Source organism: Saccharibacillus sacchari DSM 19268 (genome assembly GCF_000585395.1).
GTDB classification, from domain to species: Bacteria; Bacillota; Bacilli; order Paenibacillales; family Paenibacillaceae; genus Saccharibacillus; species Saccharibacillus sacchari.
In genome coordinates this window covers 5138438-5159665 of sequence record NZ_KK073875.1, presented here as the reverse complement: position 1 = coordinate 5159665, position 21228 = coordinate 5138438, and the positions used below count along the sequence as shown (strand labels likewise).

General features: G+C 53.7%; 14 protein-coding genes and 1 riboswitch. Of the genes, 4 read left to right on the top strand and 10 right to left on the bottom strand.

Annotated elements, in window-relative coordinates:
* Positions 1–81: 81 nt before the first annotated feature.
* The 8 genes from SACSAC_RS22340 to SACSAC_RS22300 form a co-directional block, all read right to left on the bottom strand.
* Complete coding sequence (locus SACSAC_RS22340; protein ID WP_037290505.1) at positions 82–1383, bottom strand: pyrimidine-nucleoside phosphorylase; 1302 nt, start codon at positions 1381–1383, stop codon at positions 82–84.
* A 38-nt stretch (positions 1384–1421) separates the two neighbouring features.
* Entirely contained in the window at positions 1422–2129 is a 708-nt protein-coding gene (gene deoD, locus SACSAC_RS22335) for a purine-nucleoside phosphorylase (protein WP_037290503.1), read from the bottom strand.
* Positions 2130–2647: 518 nt separating this feature from the next.
* Positions 2648–3829: a phosphopentomutase gene (gene deoB, locus SACSAC_RS22325; protein WP_037290499.1), complete on the bottom strand. Its 1182-nt coding sequence runs from the start codon at positions 3827–3829 to the stop codon at positions 2648–2650.
* Between the two features lie 74 nt (positions 3830–3903).
* A complete protein-coding gene (locus SACSAC_RS22320; protein WP_037290496.1) occupies positions 3904–5106 on the bottom strand; it encodes a NupC/NupG family nucleoside CNT transporter in 1203 nt (400 codons plus the stop codon).
* A gap of 280 nt (positions 5107–5386) precedes the next feature.
* Positions 5387–5785 carry a cytidine deaminase gene (locus SACSAC_RS22315; RefSeq protein ID WP_037293543.1) on the bottom strand — a complete coding sequence of 133 codons (399 nt, stop codon included), beginning with the start codon at positions 5783–5785 and terminating at the stop codon, positions 5387–5389.
* 80 nt (positions 5786–5865) lie between these two features.
* Positions 5866–6531, bottom strand: coding sequence for a deoxyribose-phosphate aldolase (gene deoC / locus SACSAC_RS22310; RefSeq protein WP_037290495.1), 666 nt, complete (start codon positions 6529–6531; stop codon positions 5866–5868).
* Between the two features lie 296 nt (positions 6532–6827).
* Positions 6828–7826: a hypothetical protein gene (locus tag SACSAC_RS22305; protein WP_245608677.1), complete on the bottom strand. Its 999-nt coding sequence runs from the start codon at positions 7824–7826 to the stop codon at positions 6828–6830.
* 43 nt (positions 7827–7869) lie between these two features.
* A riboswitch (cyclic di-GMP riboswitch) is annotated at positions 7870–7962 on the bottom strand.
* Between the two features lie 108 nt (positions 7963–8070).
* A complete protein-coding gene (locus SACSAC_RS22300) occupies positions 8071–9009 on the bottom strand; it encodes a DNA-binding transcriptional repressor DeoR (protein ID WP_037293540.1) in 939 nt (312 codons plus the stop codon).
* A gap of 181 nt (positions 9010–9190) precedes the next feature.
* Between SACSAC_RS22300 and SACSAC_RS27360 the strand changes: the two genes are divergently transcribed.
* The 4 genes from SACSAC_RS27360 to SACSAC_RS22280 all read left to right on the top strand — a co-directional run bounded on the left by SACSAC_RS27360 (position 9191) and on the right by SACSAC_RS22280 (position 18701).
* On the top strand, positions 9191–10060 hold the full coding sequence (locus SACSAC_RS27360) for a 4'-phosphopantetheinyl transferase family protein (protein WP_425414825.1): 870 nt from the start codon (positions 9191–9193) through the stop codon (positions 10058–10060).
* A 53-nt stretch (positions 10061–10113) separates the two neighbouring features.
* Entirely contained in the window at positions 10114–16833 is a 6720-nt protein-coding gene (locus tag SACSAC_RS22290; RefSeq protein WP_245608676.1) for a non-ribosomal peptide synthetase, read from the top strand.
* Positions 16834–16950: 117 nt separating this feature from the next.
* Positions 16951–17295 (top strand): hypothetical protein, encoded by a 345-nt coding sequence (locus tag SACSAC_RS22285; protein ID WP_037290490.1) that lies wholly within the window; start codon positions 16951–16953, stop codon positions 17293–17295.
* A gap of 158 nt (positions 17296–17453) precedes the next feature.
* Positions 17454–18701 (top strand): methyl-accepting chemotaxis protein, encoded by a 1248-nt coding sequence (locus tag SACSAC_RS22280; protein ID WP_037290487.1) that lies wholly within the window; start codon positions 17454–17456, stop codon positions 18699–18701.
* Between the two features lie 152 nt (positions 18702–18853).
* On the opposite strand, the gene SACSAC_RS22275 is transcribed toward SACSAC_RS22280, so the two are convergent.
* Both SACSAC_RS22275 and SACSAC_RS22270 read right to left on the bottom strand, forming a co-directional pair.
* Positions 18854–19114, bottom strand: coding sequence for a GlsB/YeaQ/YmgE family stress response membrane protein (locus SACSAC_RS22275; protein ID WP_037290485.1), 261 nt, complete (start codon positions 19112–19114; stop codon positions 18854–18856).
* Between the two features lie 455 nt (positions 19115–19569).
* Positions 19570–20799 (bottom strand): outer membrane protein assembly factor BamB family protein, encoded by a 1230-nt coding sequence (locus tag SACSAC_RS22270; RefSeq protein ID WP_037290483.1) that lies wholly within the window; start codon positions 20797–20799, stop codon positions 19570–19572.
* Between the last annotated feature and the right edge of the window lie 429 nt (positions 20800–21228).

Here is a 21228-nt window from a genome sequence, read left to right as displayed (position 1 = left end):
TTTTTGCGACTTTCGGCATAGCAAAAAGACGTCCTTCCCGATTGAAGATGGGAAGGACGCCCTGTATGCTCGGCGTATCGCTTATTCGGTAATCGTGCCGTAGATCAGTGTTGGTGCTTCCGCGCTGTCCGCGATCGAGATTGCCGCAAGGATTTTCTCCGTTACGTTAGCAACATCTTCGCTGTTCGCATGAATGGTAACGAGCGATTCGCCGGCTTCGACAGCTTCGCCGACTTTCTTGTTCAGCATCAGGCCGACAGCCAGATCGATCTCCGATTCTTTCGTCGCACGGCCTGCGCCGAGCCACATTGCGGCTACGCCGATCTCGTCAGCGATGATCTCGGATACGACGCCGCCGCGCGGAGCCGGAACTTCGATCTTGTAAGCCGCTTGCGGCAGACGTTCCGGATGATCGACAACCGAAGCGTCTCCGCCTTGATTCGCGAGGAAGTCGCGGAATTTATCCAGTGCTTTGCCGTTGGCAATGACTTCGCGCAGTTTCGCTTCGGCATCTTCCAGCGAGGAGGCTTTGCCTGCCAGGAAGACCATCTGGCTGCCGAGTGCGAGACACAGATCTTCCAGATCTTTCGGACCTTGGCCTTTCAGCGTGTCGATCGCTTCTTGCACTTCCAACGCATTGCCGATCGCTGCGCCCAGCGGCTGGCTCATATCGGAAATAACGGCCATCGTGCGGCGACCGACGTTGTTGCCGATCGAGACCATCGCGTGAGCAAGGTCTTTCGAGCCTTCGAGCGTCTTCATGAATGCGCCCGCGCCAGTTTTGACGTCGAGCACGATTGCGTCGGCTCCGGCTGCGATCTTTTTGCTCATGATCGAGCTTGCGATCATCGGGATCGAGTTGACCGTTGCCGTTACGTCGCGCAGCGCGTACAGCTTTTTGTCGGCCGGAGTCAGGTTGCCGCTTTGGCCGATAACCGCGATCTTATGCTCATTGACGAGCTTCACGAATTCTTCGTTCGTGATTTCGACGTGGAATCCTTCGACCGCTTCCAGCTTATCCACGGTACCGCCGGTATGGCCGAGACCGCGTCCCGACATTTTCGCGACCGGTACGTCCAATGCCGCAACAAGCGGTGCGAGGACCAGAGTGGTCGTATCGCCTACGCCGCCCGTGGAGTGCTTGTCGACTTTGACGCCTTCGATCGCCGACAGGTCGATGGTGTCGCCGGAATGCACCATCGCCATCGTCAGATCGGCGCGCTCCCGATCGTTCATGTCCTGGAAAAAGACAGCCATTGCGAATGCGCTCACCTGATAATCCGGAATATCTCCTTGGGTGTAGCCTTCAATAATGAAGTTGATTTCTTCGGTGCTGAGTTCTTTTCCGTCTCGTTTTTTCTCGATCAAGTCTACCATTCTCATGTTTGTCTGCCTCGCTTTCGTAAGATGAATTCGGCTATTTACAGAGTGAGCGCTGTTTCCAGAGCCACTTCCATCATGTCGTTGAAGGTCGATTGACGCTCGGCCGAAGTGGTTTCTTCGCCGGTCAGCAGGTGATCGCTGACGGTGAGGATGGTCAGGGCGTTGACGCCGAATTTGGCTGCGAGCGAGTAGAGGGCCGTCGTTTCCATTTCCACGCCCAACACGCCGTATTCCATCAGCTTCGTCGTGACCGTCTTGTCGTCGCGGTAGAAGATGTCGGAGCTGAGGATGTTGCCGACATGGACGTTCAGTCCTTTTTCCACGGCGCGTTCGTAAGCTTCTTTCAACAGGCCGAAGCTTGCGATCGGAGCGAAGTCGAAGCCCGGGAAGGTGTTGCGGTTCATGCTGGAATCGGTACATGCCGCCTGCGCCAAGATCACGTCGCGAACGCGTACGCTTTCCTGCATGCCGCCGCAAGTGCCGACGCGGATCAGGTTTTTGACGCCGTATTCGCTGATCAGTTCGTTGGCGTAGATCGCGAACGAAGGGATGCCCATGCCGGAACCTTGAACAGAGATGCGCTTGCCTTTGTAGGTACCGGTGAAGCCGAGCATGCCGCGGACTTGGTTGTATTGCACGACGTCTTCGAGGTAAGTGTCGGCGATGAATTTGGCTCTCAGGGGATCGCCCGGGAGCAGGATCGTTTCGGCGATGTCGCCGACTTTGGCTTCGATGTGAACACTCATTTTGAAAAACCTCCAGTTTGGTGGGTGTGGGTGGCGCTGCGAATAGGGTGGGCCTGCGATCGCCGTTATTTTCCGATTTTTTCGATTAGACTTTTATAAGGTGAAAATCGGAAAACAAATGCGAGCACTTCGTTTCTCCGGCTCCACCCCATTCTCCGCTAGGCTCGAACGGGGTGGGACTGGAGGTAAAGCCGATTCGCGTTCCTTTTTTGGATTAAGGGAAAATCATGTTCGTTTTGGACCGGGTTGTAGTTTTTGCAACAATTTGTATTGAAAATAAGGCGTTTGAACGAGTATGTTGTAAGTTTTGCAGCATTTTGGGCAATTATTCGATCTTACTCGCGATGAAAACGAGAAAATGTTGCAAGTTCTGCAAGATAGGCTTGCTGGACATCGATTGCGGGAAGATTTTGTTGCAGTTTTTACAACTCTGGTGCTTGTTTAATCTCCTGATGGAGCAAGCACCGGCCTTTTTTGATACGAATGCCTAATTGCACTGCTTCCGATCCGTTCATTCGTTACTTCAAATCGCCCAGGAAGCTTGTGCCGTATTCCGGCATTTTGACGCTGAAGTTTTCGGCTACTGTTGCTGCGATGTCGGCGAAAGTGGTGCGGACAGGAAGCTTGGTGCCGCCGTTTTTGAAGCTCGGCGAGTAGGCGAGCAGCGGGACGTATTCGCGGGTATGGTCGGTGCCGCGGTACGTCGGGTCGTTGCCGTGGTCTGCGGTGATGAGCAGCAGATCGTCGTCGTTCATTTTGGCGAATACTTCAGGCAGACGGGCGTCGTATTCTTCGAGCGCTTGGCCGTAACCTTGCGGATCGCGGCGGTGGCCGAACAGGGCGTCGAAGTCAACCAGGTTCAGGAAGCTCAGGCCATTGAACGGGTTGTCCAGTTCTTCGACCAACTTGTCCATGCCGTCCATGTTGGACACGGTGCGAACGGATTTGGTTACGCCTTCGCCGTCATAGATGTCAGCGATTTTGCCGAGGGCGATCACGTCGAATCCGCCGTCTTGCAATTCGTTCATCGTGGTGCGGCCGAACGGCTTCAGCGCATAGTCGTGACGTCCGGCTGTGCGCTTGAACGCTCCCGGCTCGCCGACGAACGGACGAGCGATGATGCGGCCGAGCATGTACGGATCTTCCAATGTGATTTCGCGACAGAACTCGCAAATCTCGTACAATTCTTTTAAAGGAACAATCTCTTCATGCGCCGCGACTTGAAGCACGGAATCGGCGGAGGTGTAGACGATCAGCGCGCCGGTCTTCATATGTTCTTCGCCCAGCTCGTCGAGGATTTCCGTGCCGCTGGCCGGCTTGTTGCCGATCACTTTGCGTCCGGTTTTTTCTTCGATGCGCTGGATCAGTTCATCGGGGAATCCGTCCGGAAAGACGCGGAACGGCGTATCGATATACAGGCCCATGATTTCCCAGTGGCCGGTCATCGTGTCTTTGCCGCGCGAAGCTTCCTGCATTTTGGTGTGGTAAGCGAGAGGCTTGTCGGCTTTGGCTATGCCTTGAACCTCTTCGATATTGGACAGGCCGAGTTTGGCCATGTTCGGCATGTTCAGGCCGCCCATTTCGCGGGCGATATGGCCGAAGGTGTCGACTCCGAAATCATCGAACTCCGCGGCATCCGGCGCTTCGCCGATTCCGACCGAGTCCATCACGATCAAGTGGATACGTTTGAATGTAGACATGGTTCATGCTCCTTTCAGATCAGAAAATCCTATTCTACACCTTTTTTCTTGCTTTTTCACGACTTAGATTCATCTTAAATGAACAGTCCTGCGATGATCGCAGATAGCATGCTGACGAGAGTTGCGCCATAAAGCAATTTCAGGCCGAAGCGGGCGACGACGTTACCTTGCTTTTCGTGCAGACCCTTCACCGCGCCGGCGATAATGCCGATCGAGGAGAAGTTGGCGAACGAGACGAGGAAGACGGATACGATGCCGATTGTGCGTTCGCTGAGGGTTCCAGCCTCGATCAATCCATTCAGTTCGAACATGGCGGTGAATTCGTTTGTCATCAGTTTGGTAGCCATAATGCTGCCTGCCGTAATTGCATCGTGCCACGGAACGCCCATAACGAATGCGAATGGCGAGAACACGTAGCCTAGCATCTCTTGGAATGAAAGTCCGAAGATCGCAGCGAAGATGCCGTTCAGCATGGCGATCAGCGCAACGAAGCCGATTAACATAGCTGCGACCACGATTGCAACCTTGAAGCCGTCCATGATGTATTCTCCGAGCATTTCGAAGAATGATTGTTTCTCCTCTTGTTGCACTTCCAGTATATCTTCTTCCGACTCGACTTTATAAGGATTAATAATGGAAGCAATGATAAATCCGCCGAACAGGTTGAGTACTAATGCGGTTACGACATATTTCGGCGGAATTAGGCCCATATAAGCGCCGACGATCGACATCGAGACAGTCGACATTGCCGAAGCGCAGAGCGTGTAGAGTCGATGCTTTGGTAGCAGGCCTATCTGCTTTTTGACGGAAATGAAGACTTCCGATTGGCCGAGTATGGCGGAAGCGACCGCGTTGTAGGATTCGAGCTTGCCCATTCCGTTGATTTTGCTCAATACGAGTCCGATGTAACGAACAATAAATGGTAGAACGCGCACGTATTGAAGAATGCCGATGAGCGCGGAGATGAAGACAATCGGCATTAGCACGTCTAAGAAAAAGACGGTAGCCTGACCGGTCGGCGTTTCTTCTCTCGCCAACCCGCCGAACACAAAGCTGATTCCGGCTTTGGCGTATTCCAGCAATGTTTCAAACGTATTGGCAAAAGCGCTGATCAACGTAGTACCGACAACGGTGTTAAGTAACAGGAAAGCGAGCAGAACTTGAAGCACGACCATAATAATTAACGGGCGATAACGAATCTTTTTCCGACCGTTACTTGCAACAAAAGCGAGACCGAACACGACGGCCAGTCCGAGCAAAGCAATCAAAATGTTCATGGGCGACAATCTCCTGGAAGGTATTTTTTGGGCTGTCCGGCAGCTGCCGGTTTGTTCAAAAGCTTACAAAATCCTGACATTGTGCATCGAGAAAGGGAGCGAAAGGCGCAATGCGACTCTATGCCTCTCTCCCTATTTTCAACGAATGCTGCTATTTGAATCATGTTGAAGCGTTTACAAAAATAGACCGTTGAAATATCGGTTTTCACGATTGCGCCGGACAGGTCTGTTTCGGCATCGCTGCCGTCAACAGACGCATCCGTGCATCCGTAAATCCGATTTACTTCGACTTATCCATGTCTTTCGCCTGGAAGTAGCCGGGAAGCAGCGTAGCCATCGTCCATTCCTCGGTGTTGCCGTGAAGATTGGTCAGATAGATGCGCGTGTTTTCGTCGGCAAACTCGGCAATGACCTGGCGGCAAGCGCCGCACGGAGATACCGGGCCTTCCGTGTCGGCAACGACCGCGATCGCTTCGATCCGGCGCACGCCTTCTGAAGCGGCCTTGAAGATCGCGGTGCGTTCCGCGCAGTTGGTTAAGCCGAACGAAGCATTTTCGATATTGCAGCCGGAATAGATCTTGCCGTCGGCAAGCAGTGCGGCTCCGACTTCAAAATGCGAATACGGGACGTAAGCGGAACCGCGGGCTTCGATCGCGGCTGCGATCAATTGCTCTTGCATAGGGTGACTCATGGGAAGGCCTCCTGGAATCCAGAATGGGTTAGTACCTTGTCAAGGCTAAAGGCATAATGCTAAAGGCATCAGTACGAAGAGTCGGATTTCTCGCCTTGCATGATCTTCACGCCGGAGCTTGCGCCGATGCGCGTCGCGCCTGCTTCGATCATTTTTTCCATGTCTTCACGGCTGCGTACGCCGCCGGAAGCTTTGACGCCGATGTCCGGGCCGACCGTTTTGCGCATCAGGGCTACGTCTTCAGCCGTTGCGCCGCCAGTGGAGAATCCAGTGGAGGTCTTCACGAAATTAGCGCCTGCGCGAACGGACAACTCGGAAGCCAGCACTTTCTCGTCGTCGGTCAGCAAGCAAGTCTCGATGATGACTTTAACGAGCGCTTTGCCAGCAGCCGCTTCGACTACAGCGCGAACGTCGCGTTCGACAAGCTCGACGTTGCCGCTTTTCAGCGCGCCGATGTTCAGCACCATATCGATCTCTTGCGCGCCTTTTTCGATGGCGTCGACAGTTTCGAACGCTTTCGTTTCCGGCGTGGATGCTCCCAGTGGGAAGCCGATTACGGTGCAGACTTTCACTTCGGTACCTGCCAGGCGTTCAGCCGCGAAAGCAACCCAGGTCGGATTGACGCAGACGGAAGCAAAGACGTAGGTTTTGGCTTCTTCGATCAGCTTGGCGACCTCGGCTTCCGTCGCGTCGGCACGCAGCAGGGTATGGTCGATCATGGATGCAAGATTCATCTTGGATCTCTCCTTCAAGTGTGGAATTACCCCTATCATAACATTAACGTGAACAAATGCAAAATGGTTATTGAAAATTTGTTCACGCTTATTGAACGCATGCTGCTCCTTCGGCGGCTTGCCGATAGATCCGCGATAATCAACAGCGCAAAAAGCCCGCTTTCGGCCGGTTCTCCTAAAAGGACGAACAGGGAAAGCGGGCTGAATCCTGACCGCTCCGGTCGGCACAGAGACCCGCAGAAATCTTCGGTTCGGCTGCGTTCGGGGCTCGAAAATATGTCCCGACGCGGCTTTTTCTATTTTTTGCGTCCTGCGTTTTTTTGCGCGGCTGCCGGGTCGGTTTTAACCGACTTGACAGCCGCGCCGGTTTTCGAAGACGAAGAAGCACGGGAAGGTTTTCCGTTCGTCGCCGTGCTTTTTTCCTGCATCTTTTTCCATCCCGCGTAATCATGTACGGCAAATCCCGCGAAAGCAGGACTGCTGCCGACCTTTTGACGAACGGCTTCAAGCTGGCTGTTCAAAAATTCGGTCCCTTCTTCATAGAAAGTAACCTGGGGCGTTTCGGCTGAAGGGTTACTTTCCACGGCGATCCGCAGCGTTTTGCCCAGCTTTTCCGCTTCGGCAAGCTCGTTTTTCGCGACTTCCGCGATCTGTTCCGCGGAATCGCGATACGCCATGATCGTTACGCCGTCGAAGCGGCCGATCATCCAGGCGCTGAGCGTCCCTTTTTCGCCGGGCATCCGATGTTCGTCGAACCAGAAGGGCATATCGGCTTCCGCTCGCAGTCCCAGATTTTTCGCGCCTTCAAGCAGCGTATCGGTCGATGTTTTCCACGTTGTCAGCAAAGTATCCCGGCTGCTTTCCCATTCGGGAAGCAGATAAGGCTCCACATCGACATGAATGCCGGAAAACTTCTCGTCTGCACCGGCCGAAGACTGGTAAGCGGTCAACCAGCTCAGGAAAGCTTGCGGCAAACTGCGGTCGGTCGCCCAACGCGGAGCGCCGTCCAAGGCGTAAACCCGAATATTTTGCGCAGACGCCCGGCGGATGAACGCGGCGTAATCCGCTTTGTCCATCTCGGCGTCGATCTGCACGTAAAGCGTCGAAACGTCGTTCGAAGCCGCGAATTGCAGCAGATCGTCGGATGAAGTCCGCAGCAGCCAGGGGTTCCAGACCCAGGTCGAGAAGCCGTCCTGCTCGCGGGCTTCGGCAGTCGAAGTTCCGAACGAGCCGGCAGTCCAAGCAACCAACAGGCATAAAACAAGGCAGCGGGAAAACGTGGAGCGTGTATTCATGATGTTTCTTCACCTTTCGATTCATCCGCAAATCAGGTCCGGAATCGGCAACCCGGCTGCCATGACCGCCCGGAGGACGGTTTTAGGCCCGCGGCTTTGCGTCTCTCGCCTTTCGGCGGATTTGCCCTGCGCAGGATAAGAAATAATGAACGAGCGCCTTCAACGTACAAGCATTCGTTCAAGGCGTGCGGATTTTGTCGCTTTTCACCGCACATCTTTTGTATCGGCTGGCGGGCAGGCAAACTTAATCCGCAAGCAGGGCAAGCGCCGTAAACTGGTCCGTCACTAAAGTATTGGCATAACGTCCGGCCAGCGCCGCGCGAATCGAACGAATTTTGCGCGGTCCCCCCGCTACGAGAATCGAGCGCTCTTTGCGGCGCAGCTCGGACAGATCGATTCCGACCGTGCGCGCATTGATTTCTTCGCTGCATATGTTGCCGTCGTCGTCGAAGAAGCGGGAACAGATATCGCCTGCGCCGGCCTCCTGGAGACGATGCCGCTGCTGCTCGTCGAAGTATCCGAGCCGGAACAGCAGCGCGTCCTCCTCGACGGTACCGACGGTGAAGACCGCGACGTTGGCTTGGCGGCCCAGTTCGATGATGCGCTGAATATGACGGTCTTCCTCGACCATCCTTTTCAACTCTACGCTATCGAAAATGACCGGAAGCGGAAGATAGCGCGCGACGGTACCGAAAGCTTCCGCAAACAGATTCGCTGTCTCGGCCGCGTAAGTAGGCACCTGCGAATGGCTGACTCCGCCTTTGAGCTGCACGATTTCGACGCCGCGTACCGGTTTGTGCCGCAGTCCGAGCGCAAGCGCATGCATCGTCGTTCCCCACGTAATGCCGATAATGTCCCCGTCTTGAATCGTTTCGTCCAAATATTCGGCTGCCGCGGCGGCTACGCGCGATCGGATCTCCCGGTAGTCATTCAAGGGAGAATAGCAAACGCGTGCCGTTTGCAGGCCGAATTTGCGGGTCAGTTCCGCGCCGAGCGCGTCCAAATCTTCAAGCGGATCGGCAATGGTAATGCGGACGAATCCGTTCTCTTTGGCATGTTGAAGCAACCGCGAGACGGTCGGGCGCGAGACGCCGAGCCTGACCGCGATATCTTGCTGACTATAGTCGGACATGTAGTAAAGCCGTGCAGCTTCAATGCTGAGGCGCTGCCTGTCCAGGTCGATTTTATCCGTCATGATCGTTCCCTCGATTTTTTAGGTTCATTATACGTGTCTGCCGCATGCTTTGCACGGAAGAAAGAAAGCTACACTAAAGTGTGAATCAAAAAAATGGGACTTAAGGATGGAATGAGACTTTTTTCTTAAAAGTATTTCATTTTTCATCGAATGTTCCGATATTCTTTGTGTGAGTTTTTTTGGTATCATAGGGAGAAAGAACGAATTTAGCAGGCATTTGTATCTGAATTTGTCATACTCGCGTCGCATATTCGAATCTTCGGAAGGAGTTTGGCCCATCGACGTTTCTGCAGTTTTCTTTCACTCGTTCTCTACGGAAAAGGATTGGTCCGGCCTGATTTCCGCCTTTCATCCTGCGGAGCAAGCACGTATTTCGCGTTTTGCGCGTGAAGAGGACCGATTGCGCAAGGCAGCCTCGCATATGCTGCTGGCGATCATGCTCGGAGAAAAGTTGGGCGCCGGCTATCGCGAGTTGATTTTTCGGCGCGGAGGTTACGGGAAGCCGTATCTCGATCGCGATCAAGCGCCTCAATTTAATGTGTCCGCCTCAGGCGCTCTTGTCGTATGCGCAGTCGCTCAGGCCGAGGTCGGAATCGACGTCGAGCGCGTGGCGCCTTTTGAAGCGTCCGCGATGCGTCTGCTGCTCGGGCATTCGGAATCCGAAGGACCGGCCGGTTCTTCCGAGCAAGAAGAGCTTGAGGCTTTTTACGAGCGTTGGACGTTGTTGGAGAGCTGGTTGAAAGCGGAGGGAACCGGTTTGCACGATGAGTATCCGCTTGCGGCATTCGCCCCGAAGCCTATCGCTCCTAAACGCTTTCATATGGAGGCCCGGCAGTCGGGAACGGTTCCATGGATTCTGACGTCGTCGAACGTTGCTCCGTCCGTGCCCGAGCAGTATGCGCTGGCCGTTTGTCGAAGACCGGAAGAAAATTGGACGGAAGAAGTCTTGCTGCTTGACGGGGAAGAATTGGCAAAGCGATTTGGAGCTTTGTTGTCACGAGATGCACGATACGCGGAAGGGGAAAATAATAAGCGATGAATGCGCAGTTGAAGAATCATTCAGAAACTCGATGGTTGGAGAGATTGCAGGCTGTGGAGGAAAAAACGTTTTTGTCCGGCGAGACCCGGCCTGCTTCGAGCGAAATCGGACAGGTTGAGCGCGAGCTGCTTGCGCTTGATCCGTCTCTTTTGCGCGGCGGAACTGCCCATGCTGCATGGGCCATTTTGCTTCAACGTTATTTGCGGAGTGAGGAGCAGTCATTTGCCGTGTATTCGTCGGATACGGGCGAGATGTTCCCTTTGTTGGTAAAAGGAAGCCGGAAAGATACATTCCGTATGCGTCTGGAGGCTGCGGCAGAGCTTCTGGGATCGACGGATTTGACATTAAAGCCTGAATATTTTGCGGAACTGTATGCTTCGGGTGCTGTGGATCGGCCTTACAATACGGGGATCGGATTCGATCTTCGCATCCGTGCCGAGCAAGCATTAGAGTCTTCGGACTGCGATCTGTTCATCGTATTTTCCGGAACCGATTCGATTCATGCCCGCGCGGCTTTCCGAAAATCCGTGTTCGGCGAGGCATTCGTGGAGAACGTGCTGGCGCATCTGCATGGGATTCTGGTTCGGATGACGGCGGCACCGGACTCGCGGATCGGGGAAGAGGACTTGCTTGGCGAGCAGGAGCGGGAAGCTCTTTTGAACTTATGGAGCGGGAAACGGCAGTCGATTGCAGCCGATCGGCCGATTCACCGCATGATCAAGCAGCGCGCGGCACTTGTGCCGAACCTGGATGCGGTCGTGTACGAAGGCGGTTCGCTGAGCTACGCGGAGTTGGACCGACGCTCGGACGTGCTGGCTGCCGAATTGCGTCAAGCGGGACTTGGAGACGGACAGATTGCCGGAATCATGGCGCGTCCGTCGGCAGAGATGATCCTGTCTGTCCTGGCCGTACTGAAGACCGGCGCTGCGTATCTGCCGATCGACCCGGAATATCCGCAGGAACGCGTGCGCTTCATGCTGGAAGACAGCGGAGCGGGACTGCTGCTGCTGACGCCGGGACTTGAAGCGCCGGGAAGCTACGCAGGCAGCGCCTGGCGTATCGATAACAATCGGGATTGGGCAGTTCCGGTCGAAACAGGCACGTTCGGCGCATCGGATTCCGCTGCTTACGTCATCTACACATCGGGCTCTACGGGCACGCCGAAAGGCGTCGTGATCGAACATCGGTCGCTAATTAATCTGGCGGAGTGGCATATCGAGCATTTCCGTATTACTTCGGCAGACCGTACGGTTAAATATGCAGGCTTCGGCTTTGATGCTTCAGTCTGGGAAATATTCCCTTACCTGCTGTCCGGCGCGTCTATTCACATGATTCCGGAGGATCTGCGTCTTGACCCGTCCGGTTTGAATCAGCATTTTAACGAAAAAGGAATCACGATCGCGTTTCTTCCGACGCAGCTTTGCGAACAATTCATGGAATTCGACAACGAATCGCTCCGTATTTTGCTGACGGGCGGAGACAAACTGAAAACGTTCCGTCCGCGTCCATACGAACTGCATAACTGCTACGGCCCGACCGAGAACACGATTGTAACCAGCTCGCACCTCGTGACTGAGATGGAAGGCAATATTCCGATTGGCAAGCCGGTTCGGGGTTCGCAAATCATGATTTTGGATGCTTACGGGCACTTGCAGCCGGTTGGCGTGGCCGGCGAACTTTGCGTGGCCGGCGACGGATTGGCACGCGGTTATCTCAACCGTCCCGAACTGACTGCGGAGAAGTTCGTCCCGCATCCTTACATTGAAGGAGCGCGCATGTACCGCACAGGCGATTTGGCCCGTTGGAAGAGTGACGGCACGATCGAATTCCTCGGCCGATTGGATCATCAAGTGAAAATCCGCGGCTTCCGTATCGAGATCGGCGAGATCGAACAGCGGATTCTGGAAAGCGAAGGCGTGCGCGATTGCGTCGTCGTTGCGTTGAAAGACGCTGCGGGTGACGCGTATCTGTGCGCCTACGTCGAGTCGGATTCGGAGCGCGGCCATGCCGAGTGGAGCGGCGAACTCTCGCTTACGCTGCCCGATTACATGGTCCCGGCTCATTTTGTCGCATTGGACAAGCTTCCGGTTAACGCGAACGGCAAGATTGATCGCCGTGCGCTGCCGGAACCTCAGGTTCGCGAAGGCGCGGCTTATGAATCGCCATTGGGCGCAACCGAAAAGCAACTGCACGCGTTATGGAGCGAGATCCTGGGGCATGATCGTTTCGGCGTACAGGATCGGTTCTTCGATATCGGCGGTCACTCTCTTCAGGCGGCGGTATTGCGTGCACAGATCGAACGTCGCTTCAGCGCCAAGTTGTCGATCCGCGAACTGTTTGAATACACGACCGTTCGTACGCAAGCCGCGCGGATTGCGCAGCGTGCCGGTGAAGTAGGTCTATCGTCGTTGGAGCTTCCGTCGATTTCGGCCGCGCTGCCGGCCGAGCATTACCCGACTTATCCGGCTCAAGCGCGCCTGTTCCTGGTCGAGCAGATGGAAGGATCGGATACGGCTTATAATGCGCCTGTGCTGCTTCGCATCGAAGGTAAGCTGGATGTGCGGCGTCTTGAATACTCCCTGCAGGAACTTGTCCGTCGGCACGAAGCGCTGCGCACGACTTTCGAACTTCGCGGAGAGCGGATTGTCCAGCATGTCCACGCGCAGGCGGAGCTTCGTCTGGCCGTAGCGCGCGCCGGGGAACAGAATATCCGCGCCATGATGGATGCGTTCGTGCGTCCGTTCGACCTGAGTCGCGCGCCGTTGATGAGAGCCGGCCTTGTATCGTGCGAAAACGACCTGCATTTCATCATGCTCGACTTCCACCATATCGCGGTTGACGGCGTCTCGATGCATGTCTTTTTCGAAGAGTGGTCGATGCTGTATCGGGGCGAATCATTGGAGCTGCCTGCCGTTCAGTTCAAAGACTTCTCGGTCTGGTATGCGCAAGGCGCTGCGGCCAGCATTCGGGAGTCGCAATTGGGCTATTGGCGGGAGCGTCTCGCAGGCGAATTGCCGATGCTCCAGCTTCCGACCGACAAGCCTCGCCCGGACAAGCAAAGTTTCCGGGGAGCGACCCTGCACGGCGGAATCGATTCGGAATTGCAAGCGAAGTTGAAAAAGTTGGCGGATCGCACGGGTACGACGTTATTCATGGTCATGCTCGCCGCCTACGGTACGCTGTTGTCCCGTTATGCGGGACAAGAAGACGTGATTGTCGGTGTTCCTGTAGCCAACCGTAACCGCGAAGAAGCGCACGGCGTAATCGGAATGTTCGTCAATACGCTTCCGCTGCGCACCTACCCGGACAAGAAACAGACATTCGCCGCCTACTTGGATCATGTGAAAATGGAGCTGCTTGGCGCATTCGACCATCAGGAATACGAGCTCGGCGAGCTGGTCAACGAGTTGAATGTTCCCCGGATTGCCGGACGCAGCCCGTTGTTCGATACCATGTTCGTCATGCAGAATACCGGCAGCCTCGCACCGGAGCTTGCAGGAGCGAAAACGACGCTGGAGCTGTATGCGCCGGCTATTGCCAAGTACGATTTGATGGTCGATGTAACGGAACAAGAAGAAGGTATTCGGATCGACTTCCAATATTGCAGCGACTTGTTCGAGGGCGCGACTATTCGCGGGATGTCTGATCATTATGTGCAACTGCTGCAATCTGCCGCGGTCGACGAGCATCTTGCTTTACACGCCCTGCCGATGCTTCGAGAAGAAGAAAAGCATTCGCTGGTGTTCGACCTGAATGATACCTCGTCGCTTTATGAGCGTCAGTTGACTATTCAAGAGGCGTTCGAACGCCAAGCTGCGCAATCACCTGATCATCCGGCGGTTACTTTCGAAGGCATATCGCTGACTTACGCGGAATTAAACGAACGGTCCAACCGTCTTGCGCACACGCTTATCGAAAAAGGCGTTGCGGCCGATAAATTGGTAGGCCTGATGTTGGATCGTTCGCCGGAAATGATTATCGGACTGCTGGGCATTTTGAAAGCAGGCGGAGCTTATGTTCCGATCGACCCGGAATATCCGGAAGACCGTATCCGATACATGATGGAGAACAGCGGATCGGATCTGCTTTTGACCCAACGCCACCTGGCAGGCAAACTTCGATTTGACGGAACTTCTCTGTATTTGGATGAAGCGGATGCCTATTCGCCGCACACGGATAATCCGGAAGTTCGTTCGACAGCCGGCGATTTGCTTTACGTCATTTATACGTCGGGCACGACCGGCCGTCCGAAGGGCGTCATGTTGGAGCACCGCAATATGATGAATCTGATGCATTACGAATATACGCGGACCAATATCGATTATACGGCGCGGGTGCTGCAATTCACGACGCTCAGCTTCGACGTCTGTTCGCAGGAGATCTGGTCAACGCTGCTTGCCGGAGGCACGTTGTGCATGATTCGCAGCGAAATGAGACGCGAAGTCGGCCGGCTGCTGGATCTGATCGAGCAGCAGCAGATCAGCGTATTGTTCATGCCGGTATCGTTCCTGAAATTTATTTTGAGCGAAAAAGAATACGAAGAACGCTTCCCGACCTGCATTCGCCATATCGTAACGGCAGGCGAGCAGTTGGTCGTGCCGGAAAAATTCCAAGAGCATCTGCGTCGCAACGGCATTTTCCTGCATAATCACTACGGGCCTTCGGAAACGCATGTCGCGACCGCGCATACCCTTGATCCTGCGGGCGCGATTCCCGAGCTGCCTCCGATTGGCAAACCGATTACCAATACGCGCGTTTACATCCTGAACGATGCGCTGCATCTCCAGCCGAAAGGCACGGCGGGCGAGCTGTATATTGCGGGCGAATGCGTGGGACGCGGCTATTACAATCAACCGGAGCTGACTGCGGAACGTTATTTGAACGATCCGTTCGAAGCGGGAGGCCGCATGTACAAAACAGGCGATTTGGCGCGTTGGAACGGAGGCGGCGAACTGGAATTCCTCGGTCGACTGGACCACCAGGTCAAGATTCGAGGATTCCGGATCGAATTGGGCGAGATCGAGACGGCATTGCTGGAGCATTTCTCGGTCAAAGAAACCATCGTGCTGGCCAAGGAAGATGCGGCGGGCGGAAAATACCTGTGCGCGTATATCGCTTCGACGGCTCATGCGACCCAGCGGGAGCTGCGAGAGCATCTGGCGAACCGGTTGCCGGATTATATGATTCCGTCTTACTTCGTGCAGTTGGACGCGATGCCGTTGACCCCGAACGGGAAGATCGACCGCCGTGCGCTGCCTGAGCCGCAGCCGGGCGAGATGCTGGCAAATGCAGAATATGCCGCGCCGCAAAGCGAAACGGAGCAAAAGATCGCAACCGTTTGGCAGAGCGTGTTGGGTGTAGGCCGCGTTGGACGCGATGATAACTTCTTTGAGCTGGGCGGTCATTCTTTGAAAGCCGCCGTTATGGTCGCCCGTCTGCAAGAACAGTTTGAACTTAGCATTAACGATGTATTCGAGCATCAGACTTTGGCGGAGCTGGCAGCTGTGGTCAAGCCCGCATCGAACCGCATGGCGGAAAAGCTCGCCGAATTGAAGGAAGCTAGCCGGAAACAGGGCGAGGATACCTTAGTAGCAGCTCGCGAAACGTATCGACGCCAGGCTAACGAAGATGCGACGTCTGTTGATCTGACCCAACTTCGCGGCTATGAGGGCGTTCTGCTGACGGGGGCTACGGGCTATGTCGGGGTGCATGTTCTGCGCGATATGCTCATGCAAACGAATTGGCACATCTACGCGATTGTGCGCGGAGACGATGATGCTCAAGCGTTCCGACGAATTCGGAGCAAGCTTGATTTCTACTTCGGTACAGGCTCGTTGGAAGAGGCGATGCCGAGGCTTCACGTGTTAAGCGGGGATTTGTCCGAAGAACATCTGGGTCTATCCGAAGCTGCTTATGCGCGATTGCAGCAGGAAACGGATGCGATTGTGCATGCTGCGGCAACGGTAAAGCATTACGGCAGTTACGAGGACTTTAAGCGGCATAATGTCGAGGCTACCGAGCGCTTGCTGCAATTGGCCGAGTCGGATCGAAAAAAAGACGTCCACCATATTTCTACGCTGGGCGTAGCCACAGGGGTTATTCCCGGACGGGAAGAAGCGTTCTTCGGCGAATACGATCTTAATCTCGGACAAGAATACGAGAATTATTACGCGAAGACCAAGTTCGAAGCGGAGGAGCGAGTCGTTCAAGCGAGAGAGCGGGGTTTGCGAACCAGCATTTATCGCCTCGGCAATGTCGTATTCCATTCGGATACTGGCCGATTCCAGGAGAATATCGGGGAAAATGCCTTTTACACGATGATGCAGTCGTTTATTCATCTGGGCATGGTGCCTGAGCTTGCGCCGGATACGGACTTCTCTTACGTGGACGGAATCAGCCAATCGATTCTGTTGCTGATGCAGCCGGAGAATCTCCGGAATGAGACGTTCCATTTGTTGAATCCGAACTTGGAAAGCATGCATCGAATTTTGACGGCCGAGCAGGTTGAGTATAAAGTCCGACCGTTAGAATTCGCAAAATTTGTCGACGAACTTATCGAGAAATTCCAGTCCGGAGAGTCTCGTTCCGAGATCGACAAAATTATGCTGCACTACGGGTGGTTGGAAAGCGCGCAAATTCAAACGCGATTCGAAGTTGCTTCAGACCGTACGGTTGCTTATTTAGAGCGGCTTGGCTTCAAATGGAAGGCTATGGATGAGGCGCTCATTTCGAAGATGATCCGTTATGCAAAGGAGACGTCATTCCTAAAGTGACATTTGAATGAAAAGAAAGAATTTAAATGAAAAAATGCAATTTTTTGCTTTGAATTCGACATTTTTTTTAGTACACTAGAACTTGAGGCCACATATCTGAATCGAGGGGGATTTTCCATGTTTAAGATCGAATATATTCCAGCTAAAAATCGTCTTGTTTGCACCGTAGAAAGCATTACGATGGATGAAGTTGAAGCCTACAACACGCAGTACAAAGCTGAACTGGCAAAAGTAAAACCCGGCTTCACGGGCCTGACCGATCTGAGCAAAGGCAAATTGTTCACGCAAGAAGTCGCGGTAGCGCTGGCTCCGCTGGGCGAGATGTCCGTGCAAAAAGGCCTGACGAAATGGGCATACTACACAGGTTCCGCGGTATCGAAAATGCAAATGAAGCGCATGTTCGGCGACATCGTCGTGTCGTTCGAAAAACTTGATGAAGCGGAAGCTTACCTGAACAGCTAAAAGACTGGCTGTTTTCGGCTCTTCTGTTTGTCAAAGCAACTTGAAGTTTGTCGCTTGGAAAGAATCCGTTCAGTGGCTGTAACGGACTTTCTGACGTGCCTAAGCCCGGTATACCCGGGCTTTTTTTGTAGACGTTCGGAGGGGAATGGTGGGGGACAATGAATACACAGGCTAACAAACGTATGATTTTAACCGGCGCGGCAGCTGTTGCGCTGTTGGAAGTTGCGATTGCCTTTCTGTTTATGATGCCGGGCCGAGGTTGGGGAAGCTTCGTGCCGGGAATCATTTTGGCCGCGGTCGTGGGCGGCGGAGCCTTCGTATCCGGAATCTGGCTCGTACTGCGCGCGATGGATCGCAGAGCGGAAGAGATGAACCAGCATTTTGCGGCGGTTGGAGCGACCGAAAGCGCTGTGGCGGCTTCGGCAGAAGCAGAAGTCGACGAACCGGGCCATGCTTCGCAAAAAGCGATGGAACGGATGCAGGATTATTTGCTGGAGATCGATCAGAATGTCGAGCAAGTCAAAGCTAACGCGGATGTCGGCGTATTCGTATCAGATCTGATCACCGAATCGGCTCGCAGCGCGGCGACGCGTTCCGGTGAGCAAACGGCAAAAATGAAAGAAATCTCGCGTACGACTAACGAAATGTCGGCAGCCGTTCAGCAGGTAGCCGGAAGCGCGGATGAAGTCGCAAGCGCGACATTAATCACTTCCGAACAGGCTTCTTCCGGTTATCAGCAGTTGGTCAGCGCGATGAATCAGGTTCGGAAGACGGACAGCAGCATTCAGACGCTGCTTGAGCAAGTTAACCGTCTCGACGAGAAGTCCGGAGAGATCGAATATTTCGTAAGCATTATCACCGAAATTGCTTCGCAAACGCATTTGCTTGCCTTGAATGCGGCAATCGAAGCGGCACGTGCGGGCGAATACGGGCAAGGGTTCTCCGTTATCGCTTCGGAAGTTCGCAAATTGGCGGAACAATCTTCGGAATCGGCGAAGCGGGTGTCCACGATCAATGCGAGCATTCAGAAAGATACGAACGAGGTTGTCGATACTTCGTCTCAAGTCGCCGGCGATATGAAAGAAGGGATCGGATCGCTGGAAGAAGTCGGACGTTCCTTCCAGTTCATTCAGGCAGCGGTTGACGAAGTTAATATGCAGATGCAGGATGTATCGGCTGCCGTGGAGCAAATTGCCGCACACACGGAGCAGGTGAGCGATACGATTACCCACGCGGAAGAAATGGTAGCCAGCACTTCGGAAGAAGTGGCAACCGTGTGTCAGGCTGCGGAAGAGCAGCTGGCGAGCATGCAGCAATTGTCCGAAACGGTGAGCGGATTGTCCGAATTGACGGGCGGCGTCAAGCAGGCCGTTGAACACTTCCGGGAATTGCAAACTGCCAATTAATAGGTAAAGTAGCGATTAATCATGATCTATCGTACATGCAAAAAGAGCGCATTCCGTGTTTACGGGATGCGCTCTTTTTGTGCAGTACGCGGACGATTTTCGATGAAAACCGTTCAGGCGTTCTGGCTGGTTTTTTTAAAGGAATGATTCGGTTAGGCTCTGTTTCTGCGGCCAACCGAACGCATGATCAGGCTCACAACCGCTACCAGAACGATCGCACCGATCAATGCCGGAATAATGTAGAATCCTCCGATTTCCGGACCCATTTCTCCAAGAATGACTCCGCCAAGCCAACCGCCGATGAAACCGGCGATGATGTTCCCGATGATGCCTCCAGGAATATCTCTGCCCACGATGAGACCGGCCAACCAACCGATAACCCCGCCGATAATTAACGACCAGATAATGCCCATTTTGTATCGCCTCCGCTTATGTTTTTGTTTGCTTCAAATACAATTTAACCTTCTAGCAAGCATTTGAATAACAACTTGAAAATTTAATTTTGAAACAGTTGAAAAGGTTACATTTTTGAAACGGGTGCGAGACGCTGCAGGAAAAATTTCCAGCGTATGCTTCCGAAGTGCATTTCTTCGAAATGCTTTAAGACGCTATCTCACTCATAAAGCTTGCAGCTTTACGAGTTCAAAGGCGTCAACATTACGCTGGATGTTACCGCAGGTTTTCTTTGAAAACCTGTATTTCGCTGAATTTCCCCCTCCGCTGCTGCAACGTTTCAAAGATGGGTAGGGGGAAGGAGGGCAGGGAATAAGGGCAAAAAAAGATCTTCGCTTAGTAGCGAAGATCTGGGGGTGTAGATCGTATGGAATTAAAGTTCTTCTATATAGTTGAGGATCGATATAGTGGAGGATCAATCCAAAGCGTATTTCACCAAAGAACCGGATTCGGCGGCGTAGAGTACGTTTCCGGCGTATGCGAAGGCATAGTCGGAACGCAACGGGAGATTGGATACGGCACGGGTGATGTCCAGGGTGTCGGGATCAAGGATGTAGAGCGTTTCCGCCATATCTACCTGCAACTCGCCGTCGTCGGAGCGTTCGAGTACGACGATCTGGCCGGGTTCGTCGGTCAGGGTACGTTCGGCCTTTTTTCCGTCCAGTTCAAAAGAAGCGAGTTTGCGGTTGGAATAGGTGACGTATCCGTTGCCGGTCGACAAGATGACGGAATCGGCAGGGATGACGCGGCCCCATAGCAGACGGCCCTCGGGCGAGAAAGCGAATAATTTGTTGACGGTTCCCGTGATCGAGCCTCGGAAAATAACGGTGCCGTCGTCTTGGACCAAGATCGGTTGGCCGCCGCCGTCGCCGAGCAGATTGACGCTTGCCGGGAATTTGTACGTATAGATGCGCTTCAGATCAGGAGCGTAGACTTCGACAGAAGGGCTTGGCGAGCGGTCCCAGTCTTTGTTGCTCATTTTGACCAGACGACTCGTATCGACGACAATGCGCTCCCCTTCTGCCGTCAAAACGCTTCCTGTCAGGGTTTTGGATGCCAATGTCTTGCCTGTCGCATCGCAGTGTACGGCTGTCGTTTTGACGATTCCGCGCTTATCCGGTCCTTGGGGCGATGCAATAAACAAGCTTTCGTCGCCTAGCATATAGACCTGGCTTCCGAACGGAATAGATCGATTCCACGCTTCTTTGCCGTCGGCTCGAATCGCGTAGATTTTTTGGGTCTTGTCCGAAAAGGTTCCCGTGAAATAAACCGTGCCGTTCTCCGCATAAAGGAGGGAGCTGGCAATCGTGTACGGACCGCTTTTCTCATGGAAGGTCCGGGACCACTTTTTGACTCCGGTAGCGGCATCAAAAGCCGTAACACTTTCCAAATACCAGTCGTACGACGTTTTGGAGCTGTTTTTTTTGATGCTCTGCACGGTGTGGGCGTAGACGAGGCTGCGGGATTTGATGAAGCGGATATCGTGAGCTGAGGCAGACGATGTATCGTATACAGCTGCCGAGGTCCAAGAAGGCTGAGGGAGTTCGCTACCCGTCAGAGTTCCTGCAGCATCTGCATAGCCGGGAGCGCTTAGCAGCACGGCTGCGCTAAGGACGAATGCTCCCCATTTTTCTGTCGATTTCATGAACGATTTTCCATTCCTCTCTATAAACTTAACGTCCGGTGGAACTTGACTACGCTGATTATACACGTTGGATGCCATGTTTACCAGAAGTTTACGCTTTGACCCGCATCATTTTACGTTCTGATTCGCTAGGCCGGGCTTTTTCTGGATTTATCCCGCCATTAGGCTCGGAATCGACTTTTATTTAGATTGTTTTCCAAAAAAAGATGCTTTTAATGCAACCTAGTCATACAGTCTTAGAAGCCATGGCTTCGGTTGCGATTTGCGTTTAAATGCTCCACCTTTGTCCCTGATTCCCGTAAAAGCGGTTTATTTTTAACTATCCCGGGTTATATAGTCGTACATAGAAGAGAGCGACCTAATATTCTGTGCCAATTTTAATAATGGGTTTACGTTCGTCCGAGCGTAACCTTACCTTCTTTTGGTACA